Source organism: Polaromonas sp. (assembly GCF_013817205.1).
Lineage (GTDB): Bacteria > Pseudomonadota > Gammaproteobacteria > Burkholderiales > Burkholderiaceae_C > Polaromonas.
Genome location: NZ_JACDDD010000017.1, coordinates 22,023 through 37,589 on the forward strand (window position 1 = coordinate 22,023; position 15,567 = coordinate 37,589).

Consider the following 15,567-nt stretch of genomic DNA (forward strand, 5'->3'; position numbering starts at 1 on the left):
TCTCCAGCGCCGGAAGGAATCCGGCATCAGAATCACTTTAAGGCATTCCGCTGCAACAGGTCATCAGGGGAATCACGGTTTGCGGCCCGCCCTCTGACGCCTGGGTGACGCTTCAGCTGGCGGTAATCCTGGCAGTGCGGATGATGCGGCTCCAGCGGTCGATCTCGCTTTTGAGGAACGCCCCGAACTCGTCCGCGCCTTTGCTTGTGACGCGGAAGCCCTGCAGGCGCGCGCGTTCCTCGACCTCGGCGCTGAACATGATCTTGATCATTTCGCGCGAATAGAGGTCCACGATGGCGTCCGGCGTTTTGGCCTGGATCATCGCGCCGGTCCAGTTTTCAACAAACAGTCCCGGCATGCCCGCCTCCATGGCCGTCGGCACGTCCGGGACCATGGGATGGCGGCTCAGGCTGCAGATGGCCAGGGCGCGCAGCTTGCCACCCTTGACGTGGGCAATCGACTCCGGAAAGTTGGAGAAGATCACATCGAGCTGTCCGCCGATCAGGTCGGTCATGGAGGGTGCGCCACCCTTGTACGGGACATGCGTCATCTGCGTCTTGTTCAGGTCGTTGAACAGCGCCATGGTCAGGTGCGGCGGTGTGCCGTTGCCGCTGGAGCCGGCGTTGAGCTGCTTTGTTTTCGACACGGCGATCAGGTCCTTGAAGTCCTTGATGGGGCTGCCGGCCGGCACCACCACCAGCATGGGAGAACCGGCCAGCAGCGCGACCGGGCGCAGATCTTTGGTGAAGCTGTAGGGCGCATTCGGGAACAGCGCCACATTGGCCGCATGGGTCAGCGTGATGGCCAGCAGGCTGCTGCCGTCGGGCGCCGATTTGGCGACCTGCTCGGCGCCGATCTGCGCATTGCCGCCGGCCTTGTTCTCGACCACCACCGGGACTTTCCAGGCTTCGGTGAGTTTTTGCGCCACGGTGCGCGCCATCATGTCGGTCAGGCCGCCGGGCGCAAAAGGCACGACGTATTTGAGGGTGCTGCCAGGTTTCGGAAAGGGCTGCGCCTGGGCCCAGGACGGGACCGAGGCCAGCATGGCCCCGGCGGCGGATGCGCCAACGATGTCTCGACGTTTCATGTCTGTCTCCTCTTTTTCAGGTTGAAGCCTGTCCATGCACGCCTGCCCTCGCAGAATGCGTCACCACCGACCAGCTTATGCCGCCAGCATTTCGAGCTGGTTTTTCAGGGCCTCCGGAATCGTCAGCCCAGATTGCGTTGCCTGTTGCTCCAGGCCTGTCCTGCGCGCGCCCGCCAGGCGCACCCCGTCGTCGAGCAGCATCTCGGCGATCAGGGTTTCCATGCGGTCCTCATACACCTCCCGGCCAGCCAGCGCCCCGGGGTCTATCACCACAAAGGCCTGGCCGATGCGTGGCGCATCACCTTCATCGACGAAAAACGACGAGGCTTCGAAGCCGAACTGGGCACCGATGACGGCGGTCACCAGCAGCTCGACGATCAGCGCCAGCATGGAGCCCTTGGGGCTGCTGACGGCGCCCAGGGGCAGCATGGAGCCGGCCAGCCCGGCCTGCGCATCGGTGGTCGGCTGGCCCTTGCTGTCCAGCGCCCAGCCCAGGGGAATGGGACGGCCTTCCTTCGCCGCCAGCATCACCTTGCCGCGCGCGACTTCGCTGAGCGACAGGTCGATCATCAGCGGGTCGGCGTTGCGACGCGGAAAGGCCGCCGCCACCGGGTTGGTGCCGAAAATCGGGTGTTTGCCGCCCGCTGCCGGCATGGCCGCCGGCGAATTGGCAAAGCCCAGGCCGACCATGCCGGCGTCAGCCACGGCGCGCAAGTGATCCACCAGTACGCCGCAGTGGTGGCTGTTGGTGACGCCGGCAAAACACACACCCAGTGATTGGGCCGTGGTGATCGCGGTGGCCACCGCCAGATCGCAGGCGGGAAAGGCCAGGCCTTGGTTTGCATCGACCAGCAGGGCTGCGCCTTTGTGGCGGGCGATCACCGCCTGTGCATGACCGTCGGCCCGGCCGTTGCGCAAATGCGTGGCGTACTGCGCCACGCGGCTCAGGCCGTGCGAGGCCAGGCCTTGCGCCTCGGCCCGGACCAAGGCCAGGGCCGTGCTGGCCGCCATGGCCTCGCCGGCGCCGGCCTTGCACAGTGCGCGTGTGACCAGCATGCGCGCTTCTTCCATCGACAGGTGAGACATTACTTCAGGCTTTCCAGAATTTTGTCGGCGATCATGAACGAGACCCGCTCATTGGCCTGACGGCTGAGGCCGGACACATGTGGCGTCAGCAACAGCCGTGGACAATCCTGCAGCATCGCGCTGGGCTGCAGCGGCTCCACGTCAAACACATCGATGGCTGCGCCGCCCAGTCGCCCGGCGCGCAGGGCGACCGCCACAGCCGCCAGGTCCACGATGTGGCCGCGCGAGGTGTTGATCAGGATGGCGCCCGGTTTCATCGTCGCGATTCGGGCAGCGTTGAACAGGCCGCGCGTCGTGTCCACCAGCGGCACGTGCAGTGTCACTACGTCCGCGTTGGCCACCAGCTCATTCAAGCCTACGGCCTGCACACCCGCTTGGGCAAACGCAGGCGCATCCCTGGCCAGCATGGCGTCGAAGGCGACGACCTTCATGCCCAAGGCTTGCGCCAGACGGGCGGTGGTCTGGCCGATGACGCCGAAACCGATGATGCCCAAGGTCTGGCCGGCCGTCTCGCGCCCCTCGCTCAAGGGGACGCGTGGCCACAGTCCTGCTGCCACCGCCGGGGTGGACGCATAAGCGGCGCGGAGCAGCATCATCGCGCTGGCGAGGACGTATTCGGCCACGCTGAGCGCGTTGGCGCCACTGGCCGGGATCACGCGCATGCGCCTGGCCTCGCAGCCGGCCACATCGATGTTGTCCAGTCCCACGCCGAGCCGGCCCACTACCTTGCAGCGCCCCAAGGCCGAAAGCAGGGCGTTTCGCACCTGCGTGCGGTTGCGCACGATCAGCACTTCGGCGCGCTGCGCCTCGGTCATCAGACGCGGCATGTCATCTACCAGCACAGGGTCGTAGAGGACGTCGTGGTCGGCGGCCAGCTGCGCCACGGCGCGCTCGTCCATGAACTCGCTGATGACAATGCGTGCCCGCGCCGTCACGACCTCTCCTGGACAGGTGTAAAGGCTGGGCAATTTTCCGCCGGGCCGCCCCAAGAAAAATCAGCCCTTTCCCCCCGCGAATGGGTCAGCGCACTGCCGGCGGCCCGCGAAGCGACAAGCGTGGGGGCCATATTCAGGCGGATTCGAACAGGCGTGTCAGTACAAACTCGCGATGTCCCAGTGCCTCAGCCGCCGTCAAGCGGCCGTTTGCCGTGCGCAACATGCTTTCCAGCAGCTTGTCACCCGCCTGGTCCAGCGTGATCTCGCGCTGCAGCAGCCCGGAGGTGTCCACATCGATGTGTTCGCTCATCAGACGCACTGTGCGCGGGTTGGAGCAGATCTTGATCACCGGGACAATCGCATTGCCGATCACATTACCCTGGCCGGTGGGAAAGAAGTGCACGGCGTAGCCGGAAGCGGCGCACAACGTGACCATTTCGGCGGCAGCGCTCGACGAGTCCATGAACCACAGCCCCGGGTGGGTGGGCATCTCGGCCTTGTCAATGACGCCGTCCACCGTGCATTTCTTGCCGATTTTCTGGATGTTGCCAAGCGCTTTTTCCTCGATGGTGGTCAGGCCACCCGCGATGTTGCCCTTAGTAGGCTGCGAGTCCGACAGGTCGCTGGTCTTGTGGCGGTCAATCATGGCCTGGTAGCGATCAAACATGAACATGAAGCGCTCGCGCACGGCATCGTTGGCGCAGCGGTCGGCAACGATTTTTTCCCCGCCGGTGATTTCGGAGGTTTCGCCGAAACACAGGTGGTTGCCCAGCGGGTGCAGCTTGTCGAAGGCGTTGCCAACGGTCGGGTTGGCGCCGCAGCCGGAGGTGGTGTCTGACTCGCCGCACTTGGTGGAAACCCAGAGGTCAGAGATCGGGCAGACCTCGCGCTGCTTTTCGCTGGCCCACTGCACATATTCGCGTGCCGCTTTGGAGGCACGCATGATGGTCTCGTGGTCGCCATGGCCTTCGATGCCGAAGCCCGTCACCGGCTTGCCGGTCGTGGCGATACCGTCCACCACCTTCTTGGTCCAGCTGTCCTCAATGCCGATGACCACGACGGCGGCGACGTTGGGGTTGCAGCCCGCGCCGATCAGTGTGCGGAAATGCAATTCCAGGTCGGCACCGAACTGTAGCCGGCCGTAGGGGTGCGGAATCGCCATTGCGCCCTTGATGTTGTGGGCCACGGCCTCGGCCGCGGCATTGGACAGGTCGTCCAGCGGGAGAATGATCACGTGGTTGCGCACGCCGACCCGGCCGTTTTCGCGGCGGTAGCCGAGGAAAGTGGTGTTTTTATCGATGACTGACATGGCATGTTCCTTGATGAATTATTTTTCAGTGATCGCCGTGGATCTGACCCAGCGTGACCGCTTCGCCTTCGCGTGCAAAGACCCAGGCCACTGGCGATGCCCACCCTGGTGGCAGGCGGCCGCAGGCCGCTTCGGGGGGTCACCAGCGTTTTGTCTTGATGTTGTGTACGTGCGCGTGCTGGCCGGCCTTGATGTCGGCCACGACCTTGCCCATGTCGATGCCGTATTTCCAGACGGTGTCGCCGGTGGCCATGTCCTTGAGTGCCACCTTGTGGCCGATGGGAATGTCCTGCTGCGCTTTCACATCGATCATGCGGTCTTCATCCATGATCCAGCCGGTCATGTCCATGCCCGACTTCACACCTTCCACCACCACCACCGCCACGGTGTCTCTGGCGTCATGCAATACAAAATGAATCATTGTTTCCCCGAGGACATAGTTGAATCGAGTCCTCAGTCTAGGCCACCGGAAGAGCCTGTCAATCAACTCATATAAATGACTTGTACTGGACCTGAGCGCGATGTTCAAATGGCGAAGTGCAGACCAACAAAAAATCCGTTCTCCCGAAAGTGGCGGCGGCAGATGATTCGCTGCCGCTGTATCGCCAGGTCAAGCGAGAACTGCAGAAAATCATTGAAGACGGCCACTACGGGCCGGGAAGGCCCCTGCCCAGCGAAGCCACGCTGGCCCTGGCCCTGCAGGTCAGCATCGGTACCCTGCGCCATGCAGTGGACGAGCTGGTGCATGAACATGTGCTGGTGCGCCGCCAGGGCAAGGGGACCTTTGTCGCGCCGCACAATCGCGCGCGTTTCATGTTCCAGTTCTTTCATGTGGAGCCGCGCTGGGACCCGGAAGATGACATGCCCCAGGAGCAGGTTTTTCCGGACATTGATTGCATCGCCTTTGCGCGCGAGCACGCCGATGAGGCCGAGGCGAAGGCCCTGCGCATCAAGCCCGGTGAAGCCGTGTTCCGGATAGAAAACAAGCTGGCGCTGCGTGGTCGTGTGGTGCTGCATGACCGGTTGACCTTGTCCGCAGCCATGTTCCGCCATCTCACCGAGAAGCGGTTTTCCGGGCGGCCCAGCACCATTTACGCGCTGTTTCAGACCGACTTCGGCATCACCGTGTTGCGCGCGCAGGAACGCGCCCGCGCGGTCGCGGCGGGCAGTGCGGTAGCGCGTGTACTGGGCCTGCCGGCAGGCACGCCGGTGATGGAAGTGCACCGGATGGCGCTGACCTTTGGCGACCGCCCCGTGGAGTACCGCGTCTCGACCATCAACACACAGGCACATGACTACGTCAGCATGTTGCCAAAGACGTCATGAGCCCGGGGAGGGTCATTGGCCGCTGGCGCACGCAAATAGGTGCGCATTTTCCCGGCGTGCTGGTGTGTGGGGTGATCGCTCTCGCGGCCACTTTTGTGTCAGAGCACTATGGCGGCCCGCAGCTGCTGTATGCGCTGCTGATCGGCCTGGCCTTCCATTTTCTCAATGGCGATCCGCGCGTGGTCCAGGGCATCAACTTTTGCGGCCGCACGGTGCTGCGGGTCGGCGTGGCTTTACTGGGTGCGCGCATCACCTTTGGGCAAGTGGCCGAGCTTGGCCTGCAGACGGCAATGCTGATGGTGCTGGCGGTGGTGCTGACCATCGTTTTTGGCCTGCTGCTGGCGCGCTGGCTGGGCTGCGCGCGTGACGAAGGGGTGTTGACCGGCAGTGCGGTCGCCATCTGCGGCGCGTCGGCTGCGCTGGCGGTCTCATCGGTGCTGCCGCAGACCCGCGAGAACGAACGTTTCACCCTGCTGGCCGTGGTCGGCGTGACGGTGCTGTCCACCGTCGCCATGGTGATCTACCCCTTCAGCCTGAATGCCATCGGCTTGACACCGGCGCAGGCCGGCATCGTGCTTGGCGGCTCCATTCATGACGTGGCGCAGGTGGTAGCCGCAGGCATGATGCTGGGCCCGCAGGCCGGTGACACCGCGACGCTGGTCAAGCTGTTTCGGGTGATGCTGCTGATGCCGGTGGTGCTGGTGATCGCAGTGCTTTACCGCAAGCATCCGGGCGTCAAAACGCCGGACACCGAGGTGCCACTGATCCCGGGCTTTTTGCTTGCCTTCATCGTACTGGTCATGCTCGCAAGTGTGGGCACCATCACCCCCGACATGACGCGGGTGGCGGGAGACGCTTCGCGCTGGATGTTGGTCACCGCGATTGCCGCGGCCGGTGTCAAGACCAGCTTTCAGGACCTGCTGAAGCTGGGCTGGAAGCCGGTGGCCTTGCTGCTGGGCGAAACGGTGTTTATCGTCGCTCTGGTGGTGGCCGGCGTGTTGCTGATGGGCCTGGGCCAAGTCTGACTCAGGCCAGCAGGGCTTGGGAAAACTCGCGCGCGTTGAAGGTTTCGAGGTCTTCGAGTTTTTCGCCAACACCGATGAAATACACCGGCACGGGCTTGAGCCCCGGCGAGGTTTTGACGCGCTCGTGCGCCCAGAGTGCAATCGCCGCGAGCACACCGCCCTTGGCCGTGCCGTCAAGCTTGGTCACGATCAGACCGGTCAGTTGCAGGATGTCATCAAAAGCCTTGACCTGGCTCAGCGCGTTCTGGCCGGTGTTGCCGTCAATCACCAGAAGAATTTCGTGCGGTGCCGTGCCATCTGCCTTGCTGACCACACGCTTGATCTTGCGCAGCTCTTCCATCAGGTGCAGCTGCGTCGGCAGGCGCCCCGCAGTATCGACCAGCACCACGTCCTTGCCGCGCGCCTTGCCGGCGCTGACGGCGTCGAAACTCACAGCTGCCGGGTCACCGCCTTCCTGGCTGACGATCTCGACCATGTTGCGGTCGGCCCAGACCTCGAGCTGCTCGCGCGCGGCCGCACGAAAGGTATCGGCCGCTGCCAGCAGCACGGACGCGCCTTCACTGGCCAAGTGCCGCGTGAGCTTGCCGATGGAGGTGGTTTTGCCGGCGCCATTGACGCCGGCGACCATGATCACCGTGGGCTTGAATTCGCCGATCACCAGCGCCTGCTCCAGCGGTTTGAGCAACTGCGTCAGCGCGTCGGTCAGTATGTTTTTCACGGCCACCGGATGGGTGACGCCGCTGTCCTTCACGCGGCGCCTCACCTCATCAAGCAGATAGGTGGTGGCGCCGGTGCCGGCATCGGCCATCAGCAGTGCTGATTCGAGGTCCTCGTACAGCTCCTCGTTGATCTGTGTGCCGGTGAACACGCCCGAGATGCTGGCGCCCGTCTTGTGCAGGCCCGAGCGGAGTTTGCTGACCCAATGCTCGCGCACTGCGGGCTGGGCACCGGGCAGCGGGATCTCGATCGGTGTGACCAGCGCACTGCCGATGAGACTGCCGCCCGGCAAGGGTGCGGGCGCCGGGCCCGGCGCAGCGATGTCGGGGGTGGGGAACGGCGGTGGCGCTGTCGGGGCGGCAGCGGGGGCGTCGGCAGGGTTTTTTTTCTTGAAGAAACTGAACATTGGGTGTGCTTTGGAGTCACACTATTCTATGAAACACAGGGGACGGCACTTCATGGGGTTATTGAATCGATCTTTCGCTGCATGGCGCGGCGCCGGCTTGCCACTGGCCTTGTGCCTCTTTCTTTCTCCCTTGGCCGTCCATGCGCAGCCGGCCGTTTTGCCCTCCGCATCGGTCACGCAGTTCCAGCTGGCCAACGGCATGACGGTGATTGTCAAGACCGACAGGCGGGCGCCGACGGCTGCCCACATGCTCTGGGTGAGGGTCGGCTCCATGGACGAGGTCGATGGCACCAGTGGGGTGGCGCACGTGCTGGAACACATGATGTTCAAAGGCACGCCCGATCTCAAGCCGGGTGAATTTTCGCGCCGTGTGGCGGCGCTGGGGGGCCGTGAAAACGCCTTCACTTCGCGCGACGCCACCGGTTATTACCAGCAAATTCCCTCGGACAAGCTCGAGGACGTGATGCGTCTGGAGGCAGACCGTTTTGCGCGCAACCAGTGGGCCGACGACGAGTTCAAACGCGAGCTTGAAGTGGTCAAGGAAGAGCGCCGGCTGCGCACCGAAGACGCGCCGCGCGCGCTGATGTACGAGACTGCGAACGCCATCACCTTTCTGGCCTCGCCTTACCGCCGGCCGGTGGTCGGGTGGATGAGTGACCTGGACGCGATGACCCCTGACGATGCCCGCGCCTTTTATCGGCGCTGGTATGTGCCCGCCAATGCGGCGGTGGTGGTGGCCGGCGATGTGGACGTGGCGCAGGTGCGGCGGCTGGCCGAGAAATATTACGGCAGCATTCCGGCCGGCGCCGTGCCCACGCGCAAGCCACGTGTCGAGCCCGCGCAGAGCGGCTTGCGCAAACTCGATTTCAAGGCGCCTGCCAGCCAGGCCTATGTGAGCCTGTCCTTCAAGGTGCCCGGCCTGCGCACGCCGGGGGCGGGTGCTGGCACCGGTGAAGCCTTCAACCGGGATGCGTTGGCCCTGACGGTGCTGTCGGCGGTGCTCGACGGTTACACCGGCGCGAGGTTGGACCGTGCGCTGACCCAGGGCGACCAGCGCCTGGCTGACAGCGCAGGCGCCTCCAACGGCCTCATCGGCCGGGGGCCCCAGCTGTTTTCATTGGACGGCGTGCCGGCCGAGGGCAAGACCGCGCAGCAGGTCAGCGACGCCCTGCGCGCGCAGGTCGCGCGGGTGGCCAGCGAAGGCGTCAGCGAGGCCGAGCTCAAGCGCGTGAAGACCCAGTGGATCGCCAGTGAAACCTACAAGCTCGACGCAGTGTTCAGCCAGGCGCGCCAGCTCGGCTCCTACTGGATCAACGACTTGCCGCTGGACACCGACGAACGCCTGATCAGCCAGTTGCGCAGCATCTCGGCGGCCGAGGTGCAAGCTGTGGCCGCGCGTTATTTTGGCGACGATCAGCTGACCATTGCAACCCTGCTGCCGCAAGCGCCCGATCCGTCGCGCCAGCCACGCGCGCCATCTGCAGCGGTTCGCCATTGAGCTGCTGGCTTTTCTCATCGATTATTCGGGACATGTTTGTGAAATTTGCTATCAAAACAAGAGCTGTTTGCGCTTGCCTGCTATGGGCTACAGGCCTTTTTGGCCATATATCCGTGATGGCCGCGATCCCCGTGCAGCAATGGACCCAGCCTAGCGGTACCCGGATCTACCTGGTGGAAAGCCCGGCCATTGCCATGGTGGACGTGCAGCTTGATTTCGATGCCGGCAGCCGCCGCGTCGGCGCGGATCAGGCCGGTCTGGCAGGTGCGACCGCCGCCCTGTTTTCCAAAGGTGTGGCGGTGCGCGGCGGCGCGCCGGCGCTTGATGAAAATGCACTGGGCGAGGCATGGGCCGATCTGGGGGCTGCTTTTGGTGCCTCGGCCGGTACCGACCGTTTCAGTTTTTCGCTGCGCAGCCTGACCGATCCAGAGCTGCTGAACCAGGCAGTGGCGCTGGCGGCTCGGCAAATTGCCGAACCGTCCTTTCCAGCCGATGTCTGGCAGCGTGACCGGCAGCGGCTGCTGGCGCAGTTGAAAGAGTCTTACACCCGCCCCGGCAGCGTGGCGTCCCGGGCTTATGGCAAGGCGGTTTACGGTGGCCACCCCTACGGCCATGAGGTCACGCCAGCCAGCCTGGAGCGCATCGGAGTGAGCGACATGCGGGCCTTTCACGCAAGCTACTTCACGCGATGTAATGCCCGGGTGAGCATTGTGGGGGCGGTGACGCGGGCCCAGGCCGATGGGCTGGTGACTGCCTTGCTGGGCCGCTTGCCACCCACCGACTGTGCGACCGCTGCTGCGCTGCCGCCTGTGGCCGAAGTGCCGGCGCTGCAAGCTGCCCGCGAGCTGCGCATTCCTTTTGATTCGGCGCAGGCGCATGTGCTCATGGGCCAGCCTGGCTTCAAGCGCAACGACCCGGATTTTTTCGCCATCACGGTCGGCAACTACATTCTGGGCGGCGGCGGTTTTGTCTCGCGCCTGACCGAGGAGGTGCGGGAGAAACGCGGCCTGAGCTACAGCGTGTACAGCGGCTTTTCGCCGGGCCGCCATGCCGGCGCCTTCACCATCGGCCTGCAGACCCGGCCCGACCAGGCGGCCCAGGCCGTCGAGGTAGCGCGCCAGGTGCTGGCGAAGTTTGTGGCTGAAGGCCCGACGGCGGCCGAGCTCAAGGCCGCCAAAGACAACCTGACAGGCGGCTTTCCGCTGCTGATCGACAGCAACGCCAAACTGCTGGGAAATTTGTCGAACATTGCCTGGAACGACTTGCCACTTGACTACCTTGACAACTGGACCGACCGGATTGCGAAGGTCACGGCGGCTGACATCCAGGCGGCATTTGCCCGCAAGCTGCAACCCGAAAAAATGGTTACCGTGACTGTGGGAGCCGCTCCATGAAGTACACCCCTGCCAAAGCAGCGCCGGCTTCCGGAAAGAAACCGGCGACACGCGCCAAATCCGGCAAGGTGGTGGCCCACAAAGCGGTACTCCCCGGCGAGATCCGCATCATTGGCGGCCAGTACAAGCGCACGAAATTGCCGGTGCCCGACAAGCCCGGCCTGCGGCCGACGCCAGATCGCGTGCGCGAGACACTTTTCAACTGGCTGGGCCAGGACCTCACAGGCTGGCGTTGCATCGATGTGTTCGCCGGCACCGGCGCGCTGGGCTTCGAAGCGGCGTCGCGCGGCGCGGCCGGGGTGCTGCTGTGCGAGCAGGACCTAGCCCTGGTGGCGCGCCTGAAGGCGTTGCAGCTCAAGCTGCAGGCTGACATGGTCCAGGTTGAACGCGGTGATGGCATCGCGCTGCTCAGGCGGCAGTCTCCGGGCAGCCAGCAATTGGTGTTTCTCGACCCGCCCTTTGATTCACCGCTGTTCGAGGGCGCGATCAAGGCCGCCGCCCAAGCCGTGGCCGAACCCGGCTACGTTTACCTGGAAGCGCCCAAGGCCTGGGACGACGATGCGTTGGCAGACTACGGCTTGAAGGTGCACCGCAGCGGCAAGGCCGGCGCGGTGTATTTTCACTTGCTGGTCCGCACCGGCCCTGCGGCCTAGGGGCCTGGCCCTGCAGGCGGCAGGGACACGCGCCCGTGCAGGGGGCCGGGCATAATTGACCCATGGCGACCCCCTCCCCACGCTCCCGTATTGCGGTTTATTCCGGCACCTTTGATCCCTTCACGCTGGGCCACGCCGACGTGGTCCGGCGCAGCGTGGGGCTGTTTGACGCGGTGATCATCGGCGTCGCGGCGGCCCACCACAAAAAAACACTGTTCAGCCTGGAGCAACGCATCGCCCAGGTGAAGGCCGAGACACGCGGCATGGGCGAGGTGAGCGTGCTGCCCTTCGATGGCCTGATCATGGATTTTTGCGCCGCGCAGCAGGCCGTTGCCGTGGTGCGCGGCATCCGCAACATCACCGACTTCGACTACGAGGCCCAGATGGCGGCCATGAACCGCAAGCTGCGGCCCGAAGTAGAAACCCTTTTTCTGCTGCCCGATGCGCCACTGCAATGCATCAGCAGCACCCTGGTGCGCGAGATCAGCAAGCTCGGTGGCGACGTGAGCCAGATGGTCAGTGCCGACATCGCCGCCGCCCTGCAGCAGGCGCACAAAAAGGGCTGACCATGGCCTTGCTGATCACCGACGAGTGCATCAACTGCGACGTGTGCGAGCCGGAGTGCCCCAACCAGGCCATTTACATGGGCCGGGAGATCTACGAGATCGATCCGCAGCGCTGCACCGAATGTGTTGGGCATTTTGACGAGCCGCAGTGTGTGCAGGTCTGTCCTGTGGCTTGTATCCCCCTCAACCCGGCTTTCATCGAGGATCGGGAAACGCTGTGGCAGAAGTACCAGCGGCTGCAGGCCGAATCTGCGGCTGCTGCGGTTCTAACGCGGGCTTTGTAAGCGATTTCATGTTCCAGCCCTCGCCCCGATTGCGCAGGCTGCTATGAAATTCATAGCGAGTTATTTCTTGCTGTTGAGATCCCGGACTTGATCCGGGAGCCATGTCGAAAACCCCAACGCCGTTCGGGCTGAGCCCGTCGAAGCCTTCAACAGCCGTAGTTCGCCAGCAAGCCGGGGGTTGCCCGGCGGCAACTCACTTTCTTTTTGCTTCGCCAAAAAGAAAGTAAGCAAAGAAAAGGCGACCCTACTGTCTGCGTCCCTCCGCTTCGCTGCGGGCAGTCTGCGGTGCTCGGTCCAGCCGGGGTCGAGCTCGAACTCGCCTTCGGCTCAAACAATCGCTCGCCCTGATCCGTCTGGCCCTGCGCTCCTCGGCGCATACAGAAGGGCGGGGGAAAGGGAAGACAAACACAAACCCGGAACTCAAATCCTGAGTCCTTGAAGCGCAAAGCGCTTCAAGGACGGGAATCCCAACGAACGGTCATGTTTGCACGCGAGCGCAGCGCACGCGGCCGCATGGAGTCCCCCTCCATCGCCCAGCGGGGCGAGGGAGTAGGGGTGGGAGTGGGGAGTTGAGACTACGGCCTAGGCAACGCCGGATCGCAGCGTGACGCAGCTGACGGAGTCGAGACCGAACTAGTCGTTCTCTGAGTCCTCAGGGTCAAGCTTCCTCGGTGGCTTGGGCCGCGGCGGCGCGCTGGTGTGTATCAGCATGGTGGCTTTTTCCATCTCGCCGGCCAGCAGTGCAGGGACGGCCTTGAGCGATCGCGCAATGCTGTCCTCGATCGCCACGCGATGTTCCTGCGAAGGCTTTTTCAGAACCCAGTTGATCACTTCTGCCTTGACCCCGGGATGCCCGACGCCGATGCGCAGCCGCCAGTAGTCGCCGGTGCCCAGTTGCGCATGGATATCGCGCAGGCCGTTGTGGCCGGCGTGGCTGCCGCCGAACTTGAGTTTGGCCTGGCCGGGAACGATGTCGAGCTCGTCGTGCGCCACCAGGATTTCTTCCGGCGCGATCTTGAAAAAACGCGCAAGGGCGGCGACCGATTTGCCGGAGACGTTCATGAAGGTCAGCGGCTCCAGCAGCCAGACGGTTTGACCGCCGATGGTGGTGCGGGCCACACGTCCGTGGTAACTCTTGTCGAGCACGGGCATCACCTTGAGCTCGCGCGCGAGCGCCTCGGTCCACCAGAAACCGGCGTTGTGGCGGGTGGCTTCGTATTCGGGGCCCGGATTGCCCAGGCCAACAAAAAGTTTGATCATGCGTCAGTCAGAAAGAAAACGGTGGAATCGGCCACGGGATTATCGGCGCAGCACGGCGTGACGCCCAAGAAAAAGCCCCTGGCCTCCGGGGAGGGCAGGGGCCGCTGGCCCTGTCGGGCCGCCGTGTGCCTCGAATTACTTCTTGGCGGCAGGCTTGGCAGCGTCGGCCTTGGCGCCAGCTTTGGCTTCCTTGGCGGCAGCCGCCTTGGCAGCTTTCGGATCCACCGGGGCGGCTGCGGCAGCGGCAGCTGCAGCATCGGCTTCGGCTTCTTCCGAGACGGAAGACACCGACACCAGCACGGGGTTGTCCTGGCCCTTGGCCACAAACTTCACGCCCTTTGGCAGGGTGATGTCCTTCAGGTGCAACGGGGCACCTTTTTTCAGGCCGCTCAGGTCGATGGCGATGAACTCTGGCAGGTCCTTGGGCATGCAGGAAATGCTCAGCTCGGTCATCACGTGGTTGACCAGGCAGTTTTCGGCCTTCACGGCAGGAGACTCTTCCTCACCGCTGTAGTGCAATGGCACCTTCATGGTCAGACGGGTGCGGGCGTCCACGCGCTGGAAGTCGATGTGCTGGACCATCTGCTTGTAGGGATGCATCTGCAGATCGCGCAGCAAAACCTTCTCGGTCTTGCCATTCAGTTCCATCTCGAGGACGGAGGCGTGAAAAGCTTCTTTCTTGATGGCGTGGAACAACGCGTTGTGATCGAGTTCGATCAGTGCGGGTTCACCGGTGCCACCGTAAACAATACCGGGCGTGCGGCCGGTGATGCGGAGACGGCGGCTCGCACCCGTGCCCTGCTTTGCGCGCTCAAAAGCGACGAATTTCATAATTAACTCCAATAAAGAACGGACCGCGACCAGTCTCGTTCTGGTTTAAAAGGCCATTGCCTTAAATGGCTGCTTTTGCCTCGTGATGAACATCACGAAACGAGGGCAGCTACCTTTTGTCCCAGATCAGAACAGGTTGTCCTGGTCCGAAAACAAACTCATGACCGACTCTCCCCTGGCGATCCGCTGGATTGTTTCGGCAATCAGCGGGGCCACGGAGAGCTGGCGAATTTTCTTGCAGTCCTGCGCGCTCTGGCTCAGCGGGATGGTGTTGGTGATCACCACTTCGTCGAGCGCGTCACCCTGCGTAATGCGTTCAATCGCCGGGCCCGAAAAAATCGGGTGCGTGCAATACGCGTAGACCTTTTTGGCGCCACGCTCCTTGAGCACCTCGGCCGCCTTGACCAGCGTGCCGGCGGTGTCGATCATGTCGTCCATGATCACGCAGTTGCGCCCGTCGATGTCGCCGATCACGTGCATCACTTCCGACACATTCGCCTTCGGACGGCGCTTGTCAATGATGGCCATGTCACAACCGAGCTGTTTGGCCAGCGCGCGTGCGCGCACCACACCGCCCACGTCGGGCGAGACCACCATCAGGTCGTTGTAGTTTTTCTGGCGCAGGTCACCCAGCAGCACCGGCGAGGCGTAGATGTTGTCCACCGGAATGTCGAAAAAGCCCTGGATCTGGTCGGCATGCAAGTCCATGGTCAGCACGCGCGAGACGCCGACGGCCTGCAGCATGTTGGCCACCACCTTGGCGCTGATGGGTACACGCGCCGAACGCGGGCGACGGTCCTGGCGGGCGTAACCGAAATAGGGGATGACCGCGGAAATGCGCTCGGCCGAAGCGCGCTTGAGCGCATCGACCATGATCAGCAGTTCCATCAGGTTCTCGTTGGTCGGTGCGCAGGTGGACTGCACCACAAACACGTCTCGCGCGCGGACGTTTTGCTGGATCTCGACCGTGACTTCCCCGTCTGAAAAGCGCCCGACATGGGCCGCGCCCAGCGAAATCCCCAGGTGTTGGGCGATTTCAGAGGCCATGCCCGGATTGGCATTGCCGGTGAAAAGCATGAAGTCGGGATGATTCGTTTGCATGTGGGGCCCAGCGGATGTCTAGGTGGGAAATCGTGGCTGAAATCAGGTCGGCAATAAAAGCATCAAAACACGGACGCCCTGTGCCGATC

16 protein-coding genes are annotated in these 15,567 nt (G+C 63.6%); 7 read left to right on the plus strand and 9 right to left on the minus strand.

The features are described from left to right. Positions 1-112 precede the first annotated feature (112 nt). From H0W47_RS06065 to H0W47_RS06085, 5 genes are all read right to left on the minus strand, one after another. On the minus strand, positions 113-1,087 hold the full coding sequence (locus H0W47_RS06065; RefSeq protein ID WP_296921878.1) for a tripartite tricarboxylate transporter substrate binding protein: 975 nt from the start codon (positions 1,085-1,087) through the stop codon (positions 113-115). Positions 1,088-1,162: 75 nt separating this feature from the next. Continuing rightward, on the minus strand, positions 1,163-2,173 hold the full coding sequence (locus tag H0W47_RS06070; protein ID WP_296921880.1) for an Ldh family oxidoreductase: 1,011 nt from the start codon (positions 2,171-2,173) through the stop codon (positions 1,163-1,165). Beyond that, entirely contained in the window at positions 2,173-3,072 is a 900-nt protein-coding gene (locus H0W47_RS06075; protein ID WP_296921935.1) for an NAD(P)-dependent oxidoreductase, read from the minus strand. The genes H0W47_RS06070 and H0W47_RS06075 overlap by 1 nt, the downstream gene beginning before the upstream one ends. Before the next feature lie 169 nt (positions 3,073-3,241). Further along, positions 3,242-4,417 (minus strand): UxaA family hydrolase, encoded by a 1,176-nt coding sequence (locus H0W47_RS06080; RefSeq protein WP_296921882.1) that lies wholly within the window; start codon positions 4,415-4,417, stop codon positions 3,242-3,244. Between the two features lie 139 nt (positions 4,418-4,556). After that, a complete protein-coding gene (locus tag H0W47_RS06085) occupies positions 4,557-4,838 on the minus strand; it encodes a UxaA family hydrolase (RefSeq protein WP_296921883.1) in 282 nt (93 codons plus the stop codon). Positions 4,839-4,954: 116 nt separating this feature from the next. Here H0W47_RS06085 and H0W47_RS06090 point away from each other — a divergent pair, with 116 nt between their 5' ends. Further along, positions 4,955-5,743 (plus strand): GntR family transcriptional regulator, encoded by a 789-nt coding sequence (locus H0W47_RS06090; protein WP_296921885.1) that lies wholly within the window; start codon positions 4,955-4,957, stop codon positions 5,741-5,743. Further along, positions 5,740-6,768 (plus strand): putative sulfate exporter family transporter, encoded by a 1,029-nt coding sequence (locus H0W47_RS06095; RefSeq protein WP_296921887.1) that lies wholly within the window; start codon positions 5,740-5,742, stop codon positions 6,766-6,768. Before H0W47_RS06090 ends, H0W47_RS06095 begins: the two co-directional genes overlap by 4 nt. Before the next feature lies 1 nt (position 6,769). Here H0W47_RS06095 and ftsY read toward each other — a convergent pair whose 3' ends face one another. After that, entirely contained in the window at positions 6,770-7,891 is a 1,122-nt protein-coding gene (ftsY, locus tag H0W47_RS06100) for a signal recognition particle-docking protein FtsY (protein WP_296921889.1), read from the minus strand. Between the two features lie 52 nt (positions 7,892-7,943). Between ftsY and H0W47_RS06105 the strand changes: the two genes are divergently transcribed. The 5 genes from H0W47_RS06105 to H0W47_RS06125 all read left to right on the plus strand — a co-directional run bounded on the left by H0W47_RS06105 (position 7,944) and on the right by H0W47_RS06125 (position 12,286). Then, a complete protein-coding gene (locus H0W47_RS06105) occupies positions 7,944-9,389 on the plus strand; it encodes a pitrilysin family protein (RefSeq protein ID WP_296921891.1) in 1,446 nt (481 codons plus the stop codon). A gap of 116 nt (positions 9,390-9,505) precedes the next feature. Beyond that, positions 9,506-10,783 (plus strand): pitrilysin family protein, encoded by a 1,278-nt coding sequence (locus H0W47_RS06110; protein WP_296921893.1) that lies wholly within the window; start codon positions 9,506-9,508, stop codon positions 10,781-10,783. After that, entirely contained in the window at positions 10,780-11,436 is a 657-nt protein-coding gene (gene rsmD, locus H0W47_RS06115; protein WP_296921895.1) for a 16S rRNA (guanine(966)-N(2))-methyltransferase RsmD, read from the plus strand. The genes H0W47_RS06110 and rsmD overlap by 4 nt, the downstream gene beginning before the upstream one ends. 62 nt (positions 11,437-11,498) lie before the next feature. Next, complete coding sequence (gene coaD, locus H0W47_RS06120; RefSeq protein WP_296921897.1) at positions 11,499-12,002, plus strand: pantetheine-phosphate adenylyltransferase; 504 nt, start codon at positions 11,499-11,501, stop codon at positions 12,000-12,002. 2 nt (positions 12,003-12,004) lie between these two features. Beyond that, a complete protein-coding gene (locus tag H0W47_RS06125; RefSeq protein WP_296921899.1) occupies positions 12,005-12,286 on the plus strand; it encodes a YfhL family 4Fe-4S dicluster ferredoxin in 282 nt (93 codons plus the stop codon). Between the two features lie 633 nt (positions 12,287-12,919). Here the strand turns inward: H0W47_RS06125 and pth are convergent. The 3 genes from pth to H0W47_RS06140 form a co-directional block, all read right to left on the minus strand. Then, the gene (gene pth / locus H0W47_RS06130; protein ID WP_296921901.1) at positions 12,920-13,546 is read right to left on the minus strand and encodes an aminoacyl-tRNA hydrolase; all 627 of its coding nucleotides are present in this window, start codon (positions 13,544-13,546) and stop codon (positions 12,920-12,922) included. 135 nt (positions 13,547-13,681) lie between these two features. Continuing rightward, positions 13,682-14,377 (minus strand): 50S ribosomal protein L25/general stress protein Ctc, encoded by a 696-nt coding sequence (locus H0W47_RS06135; protein WP_296921904.1) that lies wholly within the window; start codon positions 14,375-14,377, stop codon positions 13,682-13,684. A 126-nt stretch (positions 14,378-14,503) separates the two neighbouring features. Next, complete coding sequence (locus H0W47_RS06140) at positions 14,504-15,478, minus strand: ribose-phosphate pyrophosphokinase (RefSeq protein ID WP_296921906.1); 975 nt, start codon at positions 15,476-15,478, stop codon at positions 14,504-14,506. Positions 15,479-15,567: the final 89 nt, after the last annotated feature.